The sequence below is a fragment of the Vibrio sp. 10N.222.52.C3 genome (genome assembly GCF_041474195.1).
Lineage (GTDB): Bacteria > Pseudomonadota > Gammaproteobacteria > Enterobacterales > Vibrionaceae > Vibrio > Vibrio crassostreae_C.
The window spans coordinates 44457-62939 of record NZ_JBFRTQ010000027.1; the positions used below are offsets into that span (position 1 = coordinate 44457).

Sequence of the window (18483 nt, forward strand, 5' to 3'; positions counted from 1 at the left end):
GATGCCAGCATCCTTTGTTGGTTGGGTATCTTCCAGTGATATTATTTATAATTGGATTCTGGATATGCACCTTCATCGTAAGTGTCTGTTATTGTTTTCAAAAAATCAAAGTAATGTTAAATGAAATTACTGATACGTGAGAGTGGAAGGAATAAATGTGCAACAAAAAGGGACACACTTTTCAGTACGTCCCTTTCCTTTGTTTGGGCAGGATTCGAGCTTTACGTTAAATAGCCAATGGCATTTCATTTGAGTGGTCAGGTTTACGATTAACCCAACGTAAACCAAGCATAGCGATGAATGACATAGCAATCATCAGGCAACCGAGTGGCAGTTGGTCTTGAGCTGGGAAGAACGATGCCAATAGTGTTGCGATGCCAGCACCTAGGTTTTGCATACCACCTAAAATCGCACCTCCAGTACCAGCGTGGTACGGGAATGGCGAAAGTGCCCCTGTTGTTGCTGCTGGGAATAATATGCCAGCGCCCAAGAAGTAAATTGTGGCACCGCCAATCAAAGTTAATGCTGTTGTTTGACCAAACAGACCCGGTATCAATACCACTGTTGAGCCTACCAATATCGCAACCAGACCAACATTCAATGCACGGCGCTCAGAGCGACGTTGTGCGATGTAACTAGATAAGCCTGCACCGACTAAGTAACCTGGAATAGGCAAGACAAACAGCAAGCTTACTGTGGTTGCCGGTAAGCCAAGTACGCCACCAAGCAACACACCTGCCGCTGCTTCAAATACGGCTACACCAGCAAAGGTTGCGACTAATACCAATAAGAAACCTTGGAAACGTTTATCAGACAGAACGAACTTGTAGCTGTTGGCAACCGATTCATGCTTGCGTCGTTCTTTCGGCAGTGTTTCCATCATGCTCGTCATCATAGTGATCACAACAGCAATACCAAACAGCGCAAGGAATAAGTAGCTAGAACGCCAGCCGAAAACTTCTGTTAGGTAACCACCCAGTACAGGAGCCATCAATGGTGAGAAAATCACACACATGCTAATCAAGCTGTTTGCACGGTGCAGCTCTGCGCCTTCAAAACAGTCGCGAGTCAATGTACGAGACATCGCACCACCACAACCGATGCCCAAACCTTGGATAAAGCTGCCCGCTAAGAACCATTCATATTCGTGAGCGAACAATGCTACCAAAGTACCGATGATGTAGATGATCAAACCAATCACGATGATCGGTTTACGACCTAGGCGATCTGAAAGTGGGCCGTAAACAAATTGCGACAGACCATAAGGGATCAAGTAACACGCCATCACTGCCTGCAGTGAAGATGCCGAAACTAAGAACTCACCTGCCATATGACCGATAGAAGGCACGTACATCGTTTGAGTCATTTGACCTACGGCAGTCAGAATAGCGATTAAAAAGGTAAGTTTCGCTAATGGAAACGAGGCGGACATTTGCGTATCTCTCCAAAAATTAAGACGTAAAAAGCCTTAGCGCTCCATTAAAGGAGAGCGAAATGAATAAAGTGTTCAGGGAATCTAGGCGTGAGATATTAGAGCTTGATTGCGGGCTTAGCAATCAAAAAGTGTGAAGTTGATCAAGATAAAAATCTATAACTTGGATTATAAAAACTAATCCGAAGTTACTGCATTTTAAAGAGGGAGAGGGTGGAGTGGGCTTCCTTTAAATATCGATGTTCTGGCTATGTCCAAAGCGCTAAAACCTAAGCAACACAGCTAATGATTATATGAGTACATCATTTGAAATCACAGAAAAAAGGAAGAAAACACGCTCTATTAACATTTGTATAAACTTTCGTTTTATATGTAAGCAATTTGTGCTGTAATTATCCGCTAAGCTATTCGTCTAACTTGTTTACATTTTGTACAGCAATTCGTTGTCGATGTGATAGTTATGGTTATGGAAGTCTTTTGGCTTAAATAAGGATATTAAATGCGCTCTCTATCGGTACAGTGGAAAATAACCCTCTTAGCAGGTTGTTGTTTAATCATTACGTCACTGTCTCTTATTGGTTTCTCGATCTACAACGCGACGAGCAATCAACAAGTCATCAAATCTCAAAGTTCAGAATCAGTTATCAATAAAACTCAGCAGTTGCTGGCGTCTGTTTCTCAGCTAAACGCTCAAGAAACTCAACGTTATGTAGACGAAGCTATTTACCGCGCAGAGATGCTTGCGGCCAGTGCTCAGTTTCTAAAAAATAATGCAGACGAAAACTTTACACCAAGTGAAGAGCTTCGTACCGCCTTGGATGAAATGGTTCGTCGCTCGGTTTTAAACTTCGACTCTATTCAAGGAGCGTATCTAGTTTTCAAGCCTGACTTGCTCGATAGTGAAGATGCGAATTATGTCGATGCTGATTATGTTGGTTCTAACGAAAAAGGTCGTTTTGCTCCTTACTGGAAGGTGGCAGATAACGGTGAAAATGTTCTAGCGAACGTTCTTTCAGAATCTATCTTGAATGATGACAGCAATAGCGAACGTTTTTACTGTCCTTTGTCTTCAGGGCAAACGTGTATTAGTACGCCGAGAGTCGTGAACAGCGGTGGTGTAGCACTACTTACGTCCTCTATTTCAGTCCCTATTTTGGTTGACGACGTTGCTATTGGTTTTCTTGGTATTGATCTAAGACTTGATGGTTTAACCAGTGTGATTACTCAATCTGACCAGAGCTTGTTTAACGGTGCGGGTAAAGCTTACGTGGTTAGTCTAGATGGTTCGGTCATCGCTTCTGATGATTCAAGCATTGCAGTCGGTTCAACTTTCCAAAGTGGCAATACAAACAGTGATTTAATGACCGACTTTATCTTTGGTGGTGAAGTGACAACGCAATGGAGCGAGAACGGTGAGTGGTTACTTGCCTTTGCACCTGTTGTTGCAGCTAACCAAACTTGGGGGGTGTTGTTTGAGATCCCAAGAGACAGTGTCGTCGCTGACGCAAATAAATTGGATTCCATCATTAGCACTAAGCTAAGTGAAGGCATCAAAACAGAAGTGATCGCCGGTACAGTGTTTATTATCTTTGGCTTAGCCATTATCGCGTTTGCCTCGTTGTCTATTGTGAAGCCGATTCGTCAGGTTGTGGAAAGGTTGAATGACATCGCTTCAGGTGAAGGTGATTTGACGCAGCGCTTGGAAGTGAAGTCTCAAGATGAAATCGGTCAGTTGTCAAAAGGATTTAACCTGTTCCTAGATAAGCTGCAACACACAATCAAAGAAGTCATTCACACCACAGAACAAGTGGCAAATACTACCAGCCAAGCGAAAGCATCAGCATCAAGTACTCGTGAAAGCAGCGAGTCTCAATTTAAAGAAGTGGATCTAGTCGCGACAGCGGCCGAAGAGATGACTCAAACTGCGGGCTTAGTGGTACAAAATGCAGAAGTGGCCGTTGATGCAGCGTGCGAAGCGAATCGTTCTGCTCAACAAGGGCAACAAGTCATCGAACTTTCAGCAGGTGAAATGAGAAAGCTGGTGGAGCGTATGTCGAGTGCTGTTCCTATTGTTGAAGAATTGGCAAAAAATAACGGAAACATCACCGAGATCTTAAGTGTGATTGAAGGGATCTCTGAGCAAACTAACTTACTGGCATTGAACGCGGCGATTGAAGCGGCTCGTGCTGGCGAACAAGGTCGTGGCTTTGCTGTTGTTGCGGATGAGGTAAGAAACCTCGCAAGTCGCACACAGTCATCGGTTGGTGAGATCAGAGCGGTGATCGACAAGGTTCATGCTGGAACTCAAGATGTCGTTGAAGCGATACAAGAAGGTAATATACTTGCAAACGACACAGCACTACACGTTCAGAAAGCAGTTGAAGATCTGGGGTCGATCTTTACTTCTATTGAGGCGATCAGTGACATGAACAGTCAGATCGTTCGTGCAGCCGAAGAGCAACAATCGGTCTCCGGTGAAGTAAACCAAAGCGTGGTTAATATTCGCGATTTAAGTGCGAAGATCTTGGAGCAAGCCGCGGCTTCTGAGCAAGTTGGCAATGAAATTGACCAACTGTCTCAACAACAACAGAAGTTGGTCAATCAGTTCAAGGTATAAGCATTAAGCCTTAACCAGTTCTTGAATAGAAAAAGGGACAAATGAAGATTTCATTTGTCCCTTTTTTAATTGTTTATTTAGAGGCTATGCAATAACCAGCGGTTGACGCTGCTTACTCTTCGATAAACCAGTAGCCTTTATTGACCAATTCAGTCACGACAGTTATGCCCGAAGGAGATAGGGCAGTAGCCGAGGTAATCATGGTCTCATCGCAAAGTATGTTGAGTAACGAAGAATCCGCTTCATCAACCTTAACCACTTCGCCATTGATGTAAGCAGTGTTGCTTTCATTTTCGTGGTAGAGCGCCTTTAAGCCTGATACTCGGTGAATCTCACCTTCAGACTCTAAGTGTTGAGCGATCTCTTCTTGAGTCCATAGTGGCTCTGGAGCAACGATATCAAGCTGGTGGCGTGATTGGCTTAGCAGACAACCCATGAATTCACTGATGGTTTCAGGTTGCTCTAGTGCAGATTTCAACATGCCTGTGAGATTACTTAAATCCGATGAACGAATTTTTCCGTAGCCTTCTTGCATTTTGAATTCTGGATCGTGCAGGTGTACGTCACCCATATCATGAGCAAGCACAAAATCGGCAAAGTTGCTGATCAGTTCTTGTTCTTTAGGCGAGCGGTAGCCAATAGAGTAGCTCATTGACGGCTCTAACGTGCTCCCTTCATGTGGGAAACCTGGTGGGATATAAAGGATATCGCCCGGCTCTAAAGTTTCATCAATGATTGGGTCAAAACCTTCAATTTGACGAAGTGCAGACGCTTGAACAGTCTCTTTGTATTGGCCAACATCTTTAGCGCCAACCTTCCATTGACGTTTGCCTTGACCTTGAATGATGAAGACATCGTATTGATCAATATGTGGGCCTACGCCGCCTTCAGGTGCTGAGTAGCAGATCATGAGATCGTCGAATAACCAGTTTGGTAACGCTTGGAACGCCTCAGTCAGCTGATTTGCGCCTTGGTGCCAGTGGTTCGCTGCTTGAACGATCAGTTGCCAATGAGTTTCGGTTAATTCGCCAAACTTTTCTTCAGAGAATGGGCCGTGTTCTGCAGTCCACTGATTGTCGAGGTTAGAGACAAAGCGAGAATCCACTTCTTCTTCCATCGATAAACCAGCAAGTTCTTCCGGCGAAATTGGGTCGACGAAGTTTTGGAAGCCACCCTTTAAGATGGTTGGTTTTTTATGCCAGTAGTTTTCAAGAAACTCGGGCATAGAAAAGCTGAGTTGGTACATGTGAATCCTGTATATTTTTATGCTAGATGCTAGATGCTAGATGCTAGTTTGGCTTGTAAATCTTGCTGGACAATTTTGATTGCTTCTAACGCGACTTTTGGATCGATTTCGTTGCTTTCGAGCAGATAGATCAGGTCGACAGCTAACTTAACTTCTTCTGGTGCGTTATCCAGTGGTGATGGTGTGTTATCAGTGTTCATTTCGCTTAGGGTTCTCTAAGTTAATCAGTCTCTCAATATTTTTCATTGAGTCTTCACAGCGTTCTAATCGCTCTTTTGCTAACTGCCAAGCCTCTTCCGCTTTTTTCTTACTGTGGCGAGGCGCAGAATCAAACGTTAACTTTCGTACTCGTACTAAATCGACCAATCGCTTTTGCCAGTCTTGGTGCTGGGCGAGTTCGTTGTATAGGTCGTTCAGGGTTTTCCCTGACTTGCTTTTTCGGTCCAAGCGTAAATCGTGGTTGGCTAACTCTCTTTGGATTGCTGCAATCTGATTGGTCAGCTTTTCTGTCAGGTAGTTGGCTCTGGACGCGGTCAGTTGATTTGAGGTTTGTTCACGTACAATGGTGCGGTACGTTGCCTGAGTTTCAAGTGCATAGGGAAGCAAAACAGAGGCGCCGCATTTAAATAAGGCTCGGTCAAACAAGGCTTGATGATAAGCCCCTCGAGATTTGTCAACCTGCGAGCAATGGCCAATCAAGGTATCAATAACACTTTTTAGCTTTGAAAATTGATTCATTTCACTTCCCGTTGGCTACTGCCTATAAGTTCACAAACCAAGCTTCGTATGCCAGTTTAATTGCAAGTACGCTTACAACTGTAACAAACACAGGTCTTATAAATGTAGCACCGAACCGAATAGCAGAGTGAGCGCCAACAAATGCACCGGCCATCAAACAAAGGCCCATGGTTAAACCTAGAACCCAATCAATATGACCAAGAATCGCGAAGGTCACCAAAGAGGTAAAGTTACTGGTAAAGTTCATGGCTTTGGATAGACCAGAGGCAAGTAAGATGTTTAAGCGATAAAGCGCCATAGAGCTTACCGTCCAAAACGCGCCAGTTCCTGGGCCAGCAACCCCATCATAAAAGCCAAGAATGAATCCTTGGTACTTTTGTTTTCTCTTAAGCACAGGGCATGGCTTAGGAGACACATTATGGCTCACATCTGGAGTCTTATGAAAAATGGTATAGACCGCTGCGGCAAGAATGACTAACGGCAATACCTTCTCTAACCACTCGGTGCTAATGGCATCAACAGTGAGTGTGCCGATGGTCGCACCTATTAAAGTAGATATGAATGCATTGACCCAACACTCAGGCTTGAACAGCTTTTTACGGTAGTAAGTGAATGCAGCTGTAGATGAAGCAAACGTTGCGGCCAGCTTATTAGTTCCGAGTGCAATGTGTGGCGGCAGGCCAAGCGATAGCAAAGCTGGAACGGTTAACATCCCTCCGCCACCTGCGACAGCATCAATAAAGCCTGCTGCAAATGCAACCAGAGCAAGTATGACCAACATGGTTGGCTCAATCATTTCCATAAATAGCTAGTGTTCTCGTTATCGGCTGATAGGGCAGCCACATGAAAAATCTATGGATTAGTCATGTTGGGTTGTGAATGCAAGGGCCTAGCGATGAAGGCCCATAACTACCTCAAGGGCAGGGGATATTAGTATTTTATTGTTCTTTTAAAAGGCGGTAGTGAATCGAGTAGGGACTTTCCGTATCGCTTCGTTACTATGCGCCTATCAAGGATCGTGACTTTACCAGAATCTCTTTCCTTACGCAGTAGTCTACCCACAGATTGAATAAGCTTTTTACTCGCATCTGGAACAGTAATCTGCATAAAAGGGTTACCACCGCGTGATTCAATATATTCTGAATGTGCTTGCTCTACGGGAGAGGTAGGAACACCAAAAGGAATCTTGGTAATAACGAGGTTTTCAAGAAGCTCACCCGGTAGATCAAGACCTTCAGAAAAGCTGCCAGTTCCAAAAAGAACGCTGGTTTTACCTTGGTCTATTAGCTTTTTATGTTTTTTTAGAATTTCAGTTCGTGAAGTATCGCCTTGAACCTGCAATGCCCACGACTTTTTAACGAAATCTGTTGTTAAAGCCTCTGCAACTTTGTTCATTTGCCAGTAAGAAGAGAATAGAACGAGATTGGCTTTTTTGTCTTCTATTACCTTAGGCAAAATTTCAATAAGATATTCGGTAAACTGAGGTGCTTGTGGTTCGTACTTCATTGCCGGAACGATCAGCTCAGCTTGATTCTGGTAATCAAACGGTGATGCCAAAGCCAAAAACTGTACGCCATCTTCTGCTTTTTGGCTGATACCGGCTTGATGACAGAAAAAGCTGAAAGAGTTGAGCGCCCTCATGGTCGCAGATACTAATACGGCACCCACACAGCGGCTCCAGATTTGTTGATCCAGTTGCCAACCTACCTCTAGTGGCGAAACATTCACAACGAAATCGCCTTCGCTTTCTTTATTCAGTTCGAGCCAACGAGCCAAAGGAGCACCTTTTTCTCTCTTCGGTTCAGCCATTAAGCGCCAAACTTGAGCAAGGTTCTCTGTTCTTTGTATATAGAAGCCAATTTCTGCCAGTGCCGGCTCTGCAAGCTTTGCTGAAAGCTCGCCGTCTTTAACTCGTTCCGCAATCAGGTCTGCAATCTTCGCAACTGCTTGGCTCGCCTTTTGTGTGAGTTGCTTGAGGTCTTTTGATTCATTCTCAAGCCACTCAGGTAAGTCGCCATGTTCGAAGCGATACAAGCCGTCTTCAAAGTGGTTAGCGTCAAACTGTTTACTCATTTGAGTCAGGGTAGGGATCAGCTGTTGCACTGAGTCTTGCAGCTCATTTCGAAATCGATGGACACGTTTCTCGTCAGCGAGGCCTGAAAGCTTAGTGATTGATTGATTCAAACGCTCCAACCACGATGCTGCGCCTTTTAAGCTCGCAGCCGCAGAAGAGTGATCTCTGGCTACATGCGGTAAATGGTGAGCTTCATCGAATATATAGATGCTATTTTCTGGTTCAGGCAGTATCACGCCGCCGCCTAAGTCTGCATCAGCCATCACTAAACTGTGATTGGCGATAATCACGTCTGCTTTATCTAGCTCTGAGCGAGCTTTCTGGAAAGGGCAGTCTCTATGCGTAGGCATACTGTTGTTACAGCTGTGCTTATCGCTGACAATCATCTGCCAAATCATGTTGTCGATGGGTTTTGGCCACGAATCACGGTCACCATCCCATTTACCTTGGGTTAGGCTACGATACATGGTTTGAAGTTGGTCGATATCCTTCTTCTTTGGCTTAGATTCGAACATGGCCATTTGTCCGCCATCAACCCCGCAGGCAGCGGCTAGCTTTTCGGAACAACAATAACGCTGTCTGCCCTTCGCTAATATGAAAGAAAACTCTCGATCAGTCAGTCTTCTATATAGAGGGAGATCTTTATTGACGAGCTGTTCTTGTAGCGCAACCGTCGCCGTTGATATGACTATTTTTCGGTTATTGAGCACAGCGACAGGAATAGTTGCCATTAAATAAGCCAGTGATTTCCCGATCCCGGTTCCCGCTTCTGCAACAATCATGCGATTACTTTTGTGGTATTGACCACAAAGTGTCTTCGCTATTTCTGCAACAAGGTAATTTTGAGCACGTCGAGGTACAAAGTTGTCCAACTTATCTTGGAGGTTTTGATAACTGGTGCGAATAGATTTTTGAATTTTAGTAGTTAGCATACTGTGACCTACGTAACGGAGCGAGGATAGTAGCACATATCACTAGTCGGTACATTTACGGTGAAATAGCTTGCTTTTGAATCAAAGGTAGATCTTGTTCACAAAAAAAAACTGAACCATCAGGAACTTAACTATTTTATTTATGTTGCGAAATATAAATATTAAAAAAGACTTGCTTGTAGGTGTTAAATCCTGAGATGTGGCGTTTTTACAAGTTGTTTGTGGTGTTAAATGCTGTTTTGTTCTTTTTTTGGATTATTATATTTCCTGGTAAAACTAAGGATAAGCTGCTCGTAAAACTATGAAAAAAAATGTAAGTAGTTGATTTTGATTGCTTTGTGTTTTTTTTAGGTTTGTTTTTAGTTTATTTGACACGCAGGATAATCTTTTGCAATCTAGACCTCGAAATTTAGTGACGGTGATTAACCAACAAAGAGTGGTAATGACCAGTCATAAAAATAAAAGGGAACCGGGCAAGGATCTCCCATTCTTAGAAAAGGCAGTGGATTTATTATGAAAAAGACTCTATTAGCGCTAGCTATCGCAGCTACAGCAACTTCTGTAAACGCAGCAGAAATTTACTCTAACGACGATACTAAAGTTGGCCTAAAAGGCGAGGTAGATATCTACCTATCTCAATCTGAAGTAGACAAAAACCTAACTGAAACAACTAAAAACGAAGCTGACGTTTCTACTTGGGCTAAAATTCAACTAGACGCTGAGCAGAAGCTTAACGACCAGTTCACAGCATTCGCATCTTTCGAAATCGAAACTGACGGCAGCAACGCTAAGTTCGATGACGTTCTAGCTGGTTTTAAAACTGACACTTGGGGTATGGCTTTCGGTGAAACTGGCGACCTAGCAGAATCTGCTGACGCTATCCAGAAAGATGATATCACAAACGAAGGTAACTACATGGGCTCTACTGGTGGTCACCACCGCGAGTCTTCTGGCCACGGCGCTGTATTCAAAGGTCAATTCGTTGAAGGTTTCACAATCGTAGCTGACGTTAACACTGATTCTACTGAAGACGTTGACAACACTTACGGTATCTCTGCAGATTACGCATTCAGCAACTTCTCTATCGGTGCTTCTTACATCACTGGTGACGCTGCTAAAGACGTAGATTACTCTCTTGCTGGTGTTTCTGCTTCTGCTGAATTTGGTGGTTTTTACTTAGCGCTTACTTACGCACAGTTTGAAGGCAACCAAGGTTACGGTTACTGGGACCTATCTGACATCGCTGCTGATTCTTACGGCAACGGTGAAACTATGGGTATCGCAGCTGCTTACCAAATCGACGCTGTTCGTCTATACGCTACATACTCTGTAGCAACAACTGACGAAATCGCTACAGCAGCGGGTACTTCTAAGATCTCTGATATCGACTCTACTAACCTAGTTGTTGGTGTTGATTACGCATTCCGTGACAACATCCTATTCCTAGCTGAATACCAAACTGCTGATTTCGAATACGCATCACAAACTCTAGATGCTGACGGCGTTATCGCTGGTGTTTACTACACATTCTAATCTGTAGTTAACTATGCTATACAAAAGCCAGCTATTAGCTGGCTTTTTTACATTTATTGATTAAGGAATCGTACATGAACAAGTGGTATTTGAGTTTTGTCTGTCTATTCTCTGCACCATACGCAACGGCTGCTCTTGATTTGGCTTCTGGTATTTCGCTAAATACTTTGAACGGTGAGGTTGTTGAAAGTGTGGAAGACGCTGTATTCACCTCAGGTGAAAACCAACTCGTTTTAGATTACACAGGGTATTTGAGCGATAAAGGCAAACGCGAGTTTATCAGTACAGTTCCTTACATTATGGTAGTTAATGTTCCCGAAAATGCTGATGTTGATATTGATCTTCTAAGTAGAAAGTTCGCTAAAATCGAAAAAAATGTAGACAGAGAACTTCCTATATTCAGTATCTCTGTAAACGGTGATGATGCAGAAGTCGTGCAAGAAGTTTTGCCTCCATCTCAAGGTGCACTGCCTTACAGCGATATCCCTCAGTTGGTTAAAGACTACAACCAAGAAAGAGGCTTAGTTTTTGATTCAGGCAAGATTCGTTCGTTGAAAGAAGAGCTAGCGGCGGTACAAACTGGTGCAGTAGTTGGAGCAACGGTAGCTGGCGACAGTACTGTGCAAGAGTCTGAAAATACGCTTCAACTTAAGCTATGGTATTCAAGAGCAAATGAAGAAGAGCGTAAAGCATTCCAAAAATGGTTAATTGACCAAAAGTAATCAATCTTCACGTACAAAAAAGCGAGACGTAAATCTCGCTTTAATATATTGCTATGAGTTAAATCTCTTTCCACTCACCAGGCTGCAGCTGCCCCACATTCATATTACCCATTGAGTAACGGATAAGACGCAGGGTAGGGAAGCCGATATTGGCTGTCATTCGTCTTACCTGACGGTTACGTCCTTCAATGATTGTAATAGCCAACCATGTTGTCGGTATCGCGGCTCTGAAGCGTACTGGAGGATTTCTATCCCACACAACAGGTTCAGACATCACCTCAACCTGAGCGGGCAGTGTCATGCCGTCTTTTAGTTCGACACCTTTTCTCAATTTATCTAAATCTTCCTCAGAAGGTGCGCCTTCAACCTGTACCCAGTAAGTCTTTGGGGATTTTGAGTTTGGTTGAGTTAGCTTAGCTTGAAAAATACCATCGTTGGTCAAGACCATTAACCCTTCGCTGTCGCGGTCAAGGCGACCTGCAGCATAAACGTCTTTCACTGGAATAAAGTCCGCTAGCGTTTTTCTCCCTTCGCCATCTGTAAATTGGCTTAGAGTATCGAAAGGCTTGTTGAACAGAATTACTTTGCGATCTTCGAGCGCAACCTTAGGTTTTGCATTGGTAGGCTTGCCTTTATATCGGTGCTTGCTTGAGTGAGATTTGTTGTGCGAATTGCCAGTGTTATTCTTATCACTGCTTCGGCTTTGTCTATTACCGCTTTGTTTTAATGTTGCACCAGAACGAGCCGGTTTGTCTGAACGAGATGCGCTGCGTGAGCGAGTAGACATGTTAACTACCTTGCAAAAATGTAAACGAAGTGTGCTGAAAAGTTTTCACTGAAACGGAATTGAGCTATCATTTGCGCGCCTAAAAGACACAAAATAGAACAAGTTGATGGACTCTTAAGCCTGATTTGTTTAATTATACCTTCGTGTTTTATTATAACAACGCACTCACGGATTTGGTTCATGCTGTCATCAAGATTGTATGAAAAATAAGATAGAGTACGACTATCGAGTAAGCAGTTTTCACTCTTAGAGTGGCTTGCTGGTCAATTTATAACACGCTCACTACTTTAAATGAGCTTGTAAGAACTATAGGGAAATTTCATGCCTACTGAAAAACCAACGATCATCTATACCATTACAGACGAAGCTCCGGCGCTAGCAACATACTCTCTGCTGCCTATCATTCAATCTTTTACAGCTTCTTCTGGTATTAACGTTGATACTCGCGACATTTCACTTGCAGGGCGTATTATTGCCAACTTCCCTGACTATTTGAACGAAGAGCAACGTATTGGTGATGCATTAGCAGAACTAGGTGAATTGGCTAAGACACCAGAAGCAAACATTATCAAGCTTCCAAACATCTCTGCATCTGTACCTCAGCTTCAAGCAACAATCAAAGAGCTACAGTCAAAAGGTTACGCACTTCCTAATTACCCAGAAGAAGCAAACACTGACGAAGAGAAAGCAGTAAAAGCGACTTACGACAAAATCAAAGGCAGTGCAGTAAATCCAGTATTGCGTGAAGGTAACTCGGATCGCCGCGCTCCACTTTCTGTTAAAAACTACGCGAAGAAGAACCCACACTCAATGGGTGCTTGGTCTGCAGATTCTAAGTCGCACGTTTCAAGTATGGACGACAAAGACTTCTTCGGTAGCGAAAAGTCAGTAACCATTGAAGGTGCTACAGAAGTTAGCATTGAATTCGTTGGCAAAGATGGTGCGAAGAAAACATTGAAGCCAGCTTTTGCACTGCAAGATAAAGAGATCATTGATGCGTCAGTGATGAATAAGGCCGCTTTGGTTGCATTCTTCGAAAAAGAAATCGCATCGGCTAAAGAGCAAGGTGTACTGCTTTCTCTTCACTTGAAAGCGACGATGATGAAAGTATCTGACCCAGTGATCTTTGGTCACGCGGTTAAGGTTTACTACAAAGATGTATTTGCTAAACACGGTCAGCTGTTTGAAGAGCTAGGCGTTGATGTAAATAACGGCATCGGTGATGTCTACGCGAAGATTGATGCGCTTCCTCAAGAGCAGAAAGAAGCAATCGAAGCTGACCTGCAAGCGGTATACGAGACTCAGCCACCACTAGCGATGGTTGATTCGGACCGTGGCATTACTAACCTACACGTACCAAGCGATATCATTGTGGATGCATCTATGCCTGCAATGCTGCGTTCTTCTGGTCAAATGTGGGATCCAGAAGGTAAGCAAAAAGATACCAAAGCAATGATCCCAGATCGTAGCTACGCGAGCATTTACCAAGCGGTTATTGATTTCTGTAAAGAGAACGGCGCGTTCGATCCAACAACGATGGGTAGCGTACCAAACGTTGGCTTGATGGCTCAAAAAGCGGAAGAGTACGGTTCTCATGATAAGACTTTCATCCTTGAAGCTGCTGGTCAGGTTCAAGTTGTTGACGCTTCAGGCGCTGTGCTTCTTGAGCAAGACGTAGAGGAAGGCGATATCTTCCGTATGTGTCAGGTTAAAGATGCACCAATCCAAGACTGGGTTAAGCTTGCGGTAACGCGTGCTCGTGCATCGGGTGTTCCAGCGGTATTTTGGCTAGATGCGTCACGCGCACATGATGCTCAGCTTATCAAGAAAGTTGAAGCATACCTTCCTGAATACGATACCGATGGTCTTGAAATTAAGATCCTTGCTCCACTTGAAGCGACTCAATACTCACTGGTTCGTATCAAAGAAGGCCTAGATACTATTTCGGTTACTGGTAACGTATTACGTGATTACCTAACTGACTTGTTCCCGATTTTAGAGCTTGGTACATCAGCTAAGATGCTATCGATTGTTCCACTAATGAACGGTGGTGGTCTGTTTGAAACAGGTGCTGGCGGCTCTGCTCCTAAACATGTTCAACAAGTAGAGAAAGAAAACCACCTGCGTTGGGATTCTCTAGGTGAATTCTTGGCACTAGCGGCATCTCTAGAGCACCTGAGCGTAGTAACAGGTAACGCTAAAGCACAAGTTCTAGCTGATGCGCTTGATAAAGCGACGGGTGAGTTCCTTGATAACAACAAGTCTCCTTCACGTCGAGTAGGTGAGCTTGATAACCGTGGTAGCCACTACTATCTAGCGGCATACTGGGCTAAGGCGCTTGCTGAGCAAACGGCTGACGCTGATCTTGCTGCTGAGTTTGCAGGTGTGGCAAGTCAACTGGCTGAAAGTGAAGAAGCGATCGTTGCAGAGCTGAACAACGCTCAAGGTGTGGCTGGCGACTTAGGTGGTTACTACCTACTTGACGATGTATTGGTTTCAACACTAATGCGCCCAAGCTCAACGCTAAACGCGTTTATTGATGCATAGTGATTGGACTCATCGTTAGTCACTCATGAACGTGATTTGCTAACGAGTTGCTTAGGCTGATAGCTAAGTTATAGATAAAGTCAAAACGAAAGACGCTTTAACGATAATGTTAAAGCGTCTTTTTTCTGTCTAATACTTCTTAAGACCTAGCTTAAGGGGAGTAGCTCTTCGAGCTCATTGTCCAGTGAGCAACTTTAGAGCCCCCAAAACGAAAAAAACCGCTCACGTAATCCTGTGTTACAGGTATTAAATGAGCGGTTTCAATATTCTGTTTACCTGTCAGCCGTTAATGACGACTGATGGAGGTTAACATGAGTTTGCATTCGCCTATTTTGCGGCGCTGCCTTCTACAGGAACAACGGAGCTAGCATGCGAGCCTTTAGGTCCACTTTCTACTTCATAGTCGACCTGCTGACCAGCCTTTAAGGTTCGATAACCTTCCATTTGTATTGTGGAGTAGTGCGCGAAAATATCGCCGTCTTCACCTTCTGGACAAATAAAGCCAAACCCTTTGGCATTGTTAAACCATTTTACTGTACCTGTAGCCATGCTATACATCCCTCATGCATTTTGTTACTAACGTTGTTATATCAATTGTTGTAAGTGCGATTGATATCATTCCTACCAGCTAAAGAATTTCAGCTAATATCTTGAACCTCGTACATTGCTAACGGAAATTAACGCTACCCTGCGTAATTATTCCTTGTTGTTAATTTTTGAAGCGTGTTACTGATTTTAAATCATGTTGCAAAAATGTATTAAAAAACCTTTTAGCTCCAATGTAGCTAATGATTGAGCACAGTCAATAGCAAATTGGTATAAAAGTGATCAATTTTAATAACAAATCACATTCGAGATTAACTGCAAACTATTAACTAAATAGTAACTTAGCGGTGATCTTATCGTTAGTATCAATAGTTATGGCGTCTTTTTAATCAATCACATATGTTAATCCTGTTAATCGAGATCTTTTATTTGCAGCGATGGAAATGGTGGATTAGGCTCAGTATAGAGGAATATTTTTTGGTACTGTTTTTCGGTGCAGTTTCTTAGTACACCGTAAAGCGTGAATGTGGTAAATTTGAGTTAGGTAAACACTCACGACTTCCGAAAAATAACCCTTAGCAAAGCGATATGAGCAGAAACTTTGAATGGGCATCTCCAGGCTCAGATTTACTGGAGAAAGAAGCAACAAAAGTAAAGCCACCGGCGATGTATAACGTTGTGTTGAATAACGATGACTACACGCCCATGGACTTTGTAATCGAGATCCTAGAGCGATTCTTCTCACTAGATATCGAAAAAGCAACGGAAGTGATGCTCAAGGTTCATTATGAAGGTAAAGCTATATGCGGCACATACAGTGCTGAAATAGCGGAAACAAAGGTAGCGCAGGTCACGATGTACTCAAAGGAAAATGAGCATCCGCTACTATGTACAATGGAGCAAGTATAAATTGCTCGAACAACACTGTTGTTCCCTTAGGAGGTACTTATGCTAAATAAAGAATTAGAGACGAGTTTAAATGGCGCATTTGCTCGTGCGCGAGACAAGCGACATGAATTCATGACTGTCGAACACCTCCTACTAGCATTATTAGAAAATGATGCGGCCAAGGAAGCGCTCCAAGCTTGTCAGGCTGATCTCGATGCTCTTCGCAATGAGCTCGATATTTTTATCGATCAAACGACCCCACTTATCCCTGAAAGCGACGAAACTCGCGAAACTCAGCCTACGTTGAGCTTCCAACGAGTACTTCAACGCGCTGTTTTTCATGTTCAATCTTCAGGTCGCAGCGAAGTAACAGGTGCTAACGTACTTGTGGCTATTTTTAGTGAGCAAGAATCTCACGCGGCATATCTTCTTAAGAAAAACGACATTAGTCGCTTAGATATTGTTAACTTCATCTCACACGGTATTACCAAAGCGAGCAACGAAGGCGACAGTCCTTCATCATCCGATTCATTTGGTGGTGCAGAAAATGCTGAAGAAGCTAACTCTGAAGACCGTTTAGAAAATTTTGCTACTAACCTTAACGAAGTCGCAAAGCAGGGCAATATTGACCCACTAATCGGTCGTGACAAAGAGCTAGAACGCACTATCCAAGTTCTGTGTCGTCGTCGTAAGAACAACCCTCTGTTAGTGGGTGAAGCGGGGGTAGGTAAAACTGCCATCGCGGAAGGTCTTGCATGGCGCATCGTTGAAGGACAAGTGCCTGAAATCATTCAGAGCAGCGTAATTTATTCTCTAGATATCGGTTCACTGTTAGCCGGAACCAAATATCGTGGTGACTTTGAGAAACGTTTTAAAGCGATTCTTAAGCAACTGGAGAAAGAAGAAGACGCGATTCTGTTCATCGATGAGATCCACACCATTATCGGTGCCGGGGCTGCATCGGGTGGTCAGGTTGATGCGGCAAACTTAATTAAACCACTACTAAGCAGTGGCAAATTACGTTGCATCGGTTCAACAACGTACCAAGAGTACAGCAGTATTTTTGAGAAGGAGCGTGCTTTAGCTCGTCGCTTCCAGAAAATAGATATTATTGAACCATCGCTAGACGATACGACCAAGATCCTGATTGGCTTGAAGCCAAAATACGAAGCTCACCACGAAGTGCGCTACACCAACAAAGCGTTGCGTGCCGCTGTGGAACTGTCAGCTAAATACATTAATGAACGCCACCTTCCTGATAAGGCCATTGACGTAATCGATGAAGCGGGCGCTCGTAGTCGTTTGGCACCTGCAAGCCGTCGTAAGAAAACGGTAAGCGTGGCTGATATTGAGTCAATGGTTGCGAAAATGGCGCGTATTCCTGAAAAGTCAGTATCGTCTTCAGACAAAGATACACTCCAGAAACTGGATGAGCGCATGAAAATGTTGGTATTCGGACAAGACCCTGCAATCGATGTATTGAGTGAAGCGATTAAGCTGACCCGTGCTGGATTGGGTGCAGACAATAAACCTGTTGGTTCATTCTTGTTTGCTGGTCCTACTGGTGTCGGTAAAACAGAGGTGACTGTTCAGCTGTCTAAGTTGATGGGTATTGAGCTTCTGCGCTTTGATATGTCTGAGTACGGTGAGCGACACTCAGTGAGCCGCTTGATTGGTGCGCCTCCTGGTTATGTTGGTTACGACCAAGGTGGTTTGCTAACGGATGCCGTAATCAAGAACCCGCACTCTGTTGTGTTACTGGATGAAATCGAGAAAGCTCACCCAGATATCTTTAACTTGCTACTGCAGGTAATGGATAACGGCACGCTAACTGACAACAATGGTCGCAAAGCGGACTTCCGCAATGTGATTCTAGTGATGACGACCAACGCAGGTGTGGCTGAAACCGAGAAGAAATCGATCGGCCTGATCCAACAAGATCATGCGCCAGATGCGATGGGCGAAATCAAGAAGGTATTTACTCCTGAGTTCCGTAACCGTCTTGATAATATCATTTGGTTCAACAGCCTTGACCCAAGTGTGATTAGCCAAGTAGTTGATAAGTTCATTGTCGAGCTTCAGGTTCAACTGGACGCTCGTGGCGTGTCTTTAGAGGTTTCTGAGGATGCTCGTCACTGGTTAGCTGATAAAGGCTATGACAAGACCATGGGTGCTCGTCCAATGGGACGTGTGATTCAAGAGAAGCTTAAGAAACCACTTGCTAACGAGTTACTGTTCGGTAGCTTGGTTGATGGCGGTACGGTTAAAGTATCCCTGAAAAAAGACGAATTGGATTTCATCTATGTTGGTGCTAAAGAAGAGGTCATGCACTAACGAAGTGATTGATAAATCAAAGGCTTAAATATAAAACGCATGACTTAGGTTGTGCGTTTTTTTATGCTTGCGAGATGCGAGATGCGA

14 protein-coding genes are annotated in these 18483 nt (G+C 43.7%); 6 read left to right on the plus strand and 8 right to left on the minus strand.

What is annotated here, in order from left to right:
* Positions 1-226: 226 nt before the first annotated feature.
* On the minus strand, positions 227-1432 hold the full coding sequence (gene emrD / locus AB4517_RS04495; RefSeq protein ID WP_017065927.1) for a multidrug efflux MFS transporter EmrD: 1206 nt from the start codon (positions 1430-1432) through the stop codon (positions 227-229).
* Positions 1433-1931: 499 nt separating this feature from the next.
* Between emrD and AB4517_RS04500 the strand changes: the two genes are divergently transcribed.
* Positions 1932-4049, plus strand: coding sequence for a methyl-accepting chemotaxis protein (locus AB4517_RS04500; RefSeq protein WP_017070026.1), 2118 nt, complete (start codon positions 1932-1934; stop codon positions 4047-4049).
* Positions 4050-4161: 112 nt separating this feature from the next.
* Here the strand turns inward: AB4517_RS04500 and AB4517_RS04505 are convergent, their stop codons facing one another.
* The 5 genes from AB4517_RS04505 to dinG form a co-directional block, all read right to left on the minus strand.
* Positions 4162-5295, minus strand: coding sequence for a cupin domain-containing protein (locus tag AB4517_RS04505; RefSeq protein WP_102332495.1), 1134 nt, complete (start codon positions 5293-5295; stop codon positions 4162-4164).
* Between the two features lie 29 nt (positions 5296-5324).
* Positions 5325-5495 carry a pleiotropic regulatory protein RsmS gene (gene rsmS, locus AB4517_RS04510; RefSeq protein ID WP_017055021.1) on the minus strand — a complete coding sequence of 57 codons (171 nt, stop codon included), beginning with the start codon at positions 5493-5495 and terminating at the stop codon, positions 5325-5327.
* Positions 5485-6033, minus strand: coding sequence for a primosomal replication protein (locus AB4517_RS04515; protein WP_017062115.1), 549 nt, complete (start codon positions 6031-6033; stop codon positions 5485-5487). The genes rsmS and AB4517_RS04515 overlap by 11 nt, the downstream gene beginning before the upstream one ends.
* A 22-nt stretch (positions 6034-6055) precedes the next feature.
* Complete coding sequence (locus tag AB4517_RS04520) at positions 6056-6835, minus strand: TSUP family transporter (RefSeq protein WP_017062114.1); 780 nt, start codon at positions 6833-6835, stop codon at positions 6056-6058.
* A 128-nt stretch (positions 6836-6963) separates the two neighbouring features.
* Positions 6964-9039 carry an ATP-dependent DNA helicase DinG gene (dinG, locus tag AB4517_RS04525; protein ID WP_372147961.1) on the minus strand — a complete coding sequence of 692 codons (2076 nt, stop codon included), beginning with the start codon at positions 9037-9039 and terminating at the stop codon, positions 6964-6966.
* Positions 9040-9552: 513 nt separating this feature from the next.
* On the opposite strand from dinG, the gene AB4517_RS04530 reads away from it, so the two are divergent.
* Complete coding sequence (locus AB4517_RS04530; protein WP_104216125.1) at positions 9553-10572, plus strand: porin; 1020 nt, start codon at positions 9553-9555, stop codon at positions 10570-10572.
* 74 nt (positions 10573-10646) lie between these two features.
* Positions 10647-11294 (plus strand): DUF2057 family protein, encoded by a 648-nt coding sequence (locus AB4517_RS04535; protein ID WP_372147963.1) that lies wholly within the window; start codon positions 10647-10649, stop codon positions 11292-11294.
* Positions 11295-11352: 58 nt separating this feature from the next.
* Here AB4517_RS04535 and AB4517_RS04540 read toward each other — a convergent pair whose 3' ends face one another.
* A complete protein-coding gene (locus AB4517_RS04540) occupies positions 11353-12081 on the minus strand; it encodes a pseudouridine synthase (protein ID WP_136973574.1) in 729 nt (242 codons plus the stop codon).
* Positions 12082-12402: 321 nt separating this feature from the next.
* On the opposite strand from AB4517_RS04540, the gene AB4517_RS04545 reads away from it, so the two are divergent.
* Positions 12403-14628 carry an NADP-dependent isocitrate dehydrogenase gene (locus tag AB4517_RS04545; RefSeq protein WP_104216126.1) on the plus strand — a complete coding sequence of 742 codons (2226 nt, stop codon included), beginning with the start codon at positions 12403-12405 and terminating at the stop codon, positions 14626-14628.
* Between the two features lie 327 nt (positions 14629-14955).
* On the opposite strand, the gene cspD is transcribed toward AB4517_RS04545, so the two are convergent.
* Positions 14956-15177 (minus strand): cold shock domain-containing protein CspD, encoded by a 222-nt coding sequence (gene cspD / locus AB4517_RS04550; protein WP_004736548.1) that lies wholly within the window; start codon positions 15175-15177, stop codon positions 14956-14958.
* Between the two features lie 585 nt (positions 15178-15762).
* Between cspD and clpS the strand changes: the two genes are divergently transcribed.
* Both clpS and clpA read left to right on the plus strand, forming a co-directional pair.
* On the plus strand, positions 15763-16083 hold the full coding sequence (gene clpS, locus AB4517_RS04555) for an ATP-dependent Clp protease adapter ClpS (RefSeq protein ID WP_004737430.1): 321 nt from the start codon (positions 15763-15765) through the stop codon (positions 16081-16083).
* Positions 16084-16122: 39 nt separating this feature from the next.
* Positions 16123-18396, plus strand: coding sequence for an ATP-dependent Clp protease ATP-binding subunit ClpA (gene clpA / locus AB4517_RS04560; protein WP_017062108.1), 2274 nt, complete (start codon positions 16123-16125; stop codon positions 18394-18396).
* Positions 18397-18483 lie beyond the last annotated feature (87 nt).

Coding starts and splice junctions, on each gene's coding strand:
- AB4517_RS04535 (WP_372147963.1), top strand. CDS start 10,647: ATGAACAAGTGGTATTTGAGTTTTGTCTGTCTATTCTCTGCACCATAC.
- clpA (WP_017062108.1), top strand. CDS start 16,123: ATGCTAAATAAAGAATTAGAGACGAGTTTAAATGGCGCATTTGCTCGT.
- clpS (WP_004737430.1), top strand. CDS start 15,763: ATGAGCAGAAACTTTGAATGGGCATCTCCAGGCTCAGATTTACTGGAG.
- AB4517_RS04515 (WP_017062115.1), bottom strand. CDS start 6,033: ATGAATCAATTTTCAAAGCTAAAAAGTGTTATTGATACCTTGATTGGC.
- rsmS (WP_017055021.1), bottom strand. CDS start 5,495: ATGAACACTGATAACACACCATCACCACTGGATAACGCACCAGAAGAA.
- AB4517_RS04530 (WP_104216125.1), top strand. CDS start 9,553: ATGAAAAAGACTCTATTAGCGCTAGCTATCGCAGCTACAGCAACTTCT.
- cspD (WP_004736548.1), bottom strand. CDS start 15,177: ATGGCTACAGGTACAGTAAAATGGTTTAACAATGCCAAAGGGTTTGGC.
- AB4517_RS04545 (WP_104216126.1), top strand. CDS start 12,403: ATGCCTACTGAAAAACCAACGATCATCTATACCATTACAGACGAAGCT.
- AB4517_RS04505 (WP_102332495.1), bottom strand. CDS start 5,295: ATGTACCAACTCAGCTTTTCTATGCCCGAGTTTCTTGAAAACTACTGG.
- dinG (WP_372147961.1), bottom strand. CDS start 9,039: ATGCTAACTACTAAAATTCAAAAATCTATTCGCACCAGTTATCAAAAC.
- AB4517_RS04500 (WP_017070026.1), top strand. CDS start 1,932: ATGCGCTCTCTATCGGTACAGTGGAAAATAACCCTCTTAGCAGGTTGT.
- AB4517_RS04520 (WP_017062114.1), bottom strand. CDS start 6,835: ATGGAAATGATTGAGCCAACCATGTTGGTCATACTTGCTCTGGTTGCA.
- emrD (WP_017065927.1), bottom strand. CDS start 1,432: ATGTCCGCCTCGTTTCCATTAGCGAAACTTACCTTTTTAATCGCTATT.
- AB4517_RS04540 (WP_136973574.1), bottom strand. CDS start 12,081: ATGTCTACTCGCTCACGCAGCGCATCTCGTTCAGACAAACCGGCTCGT.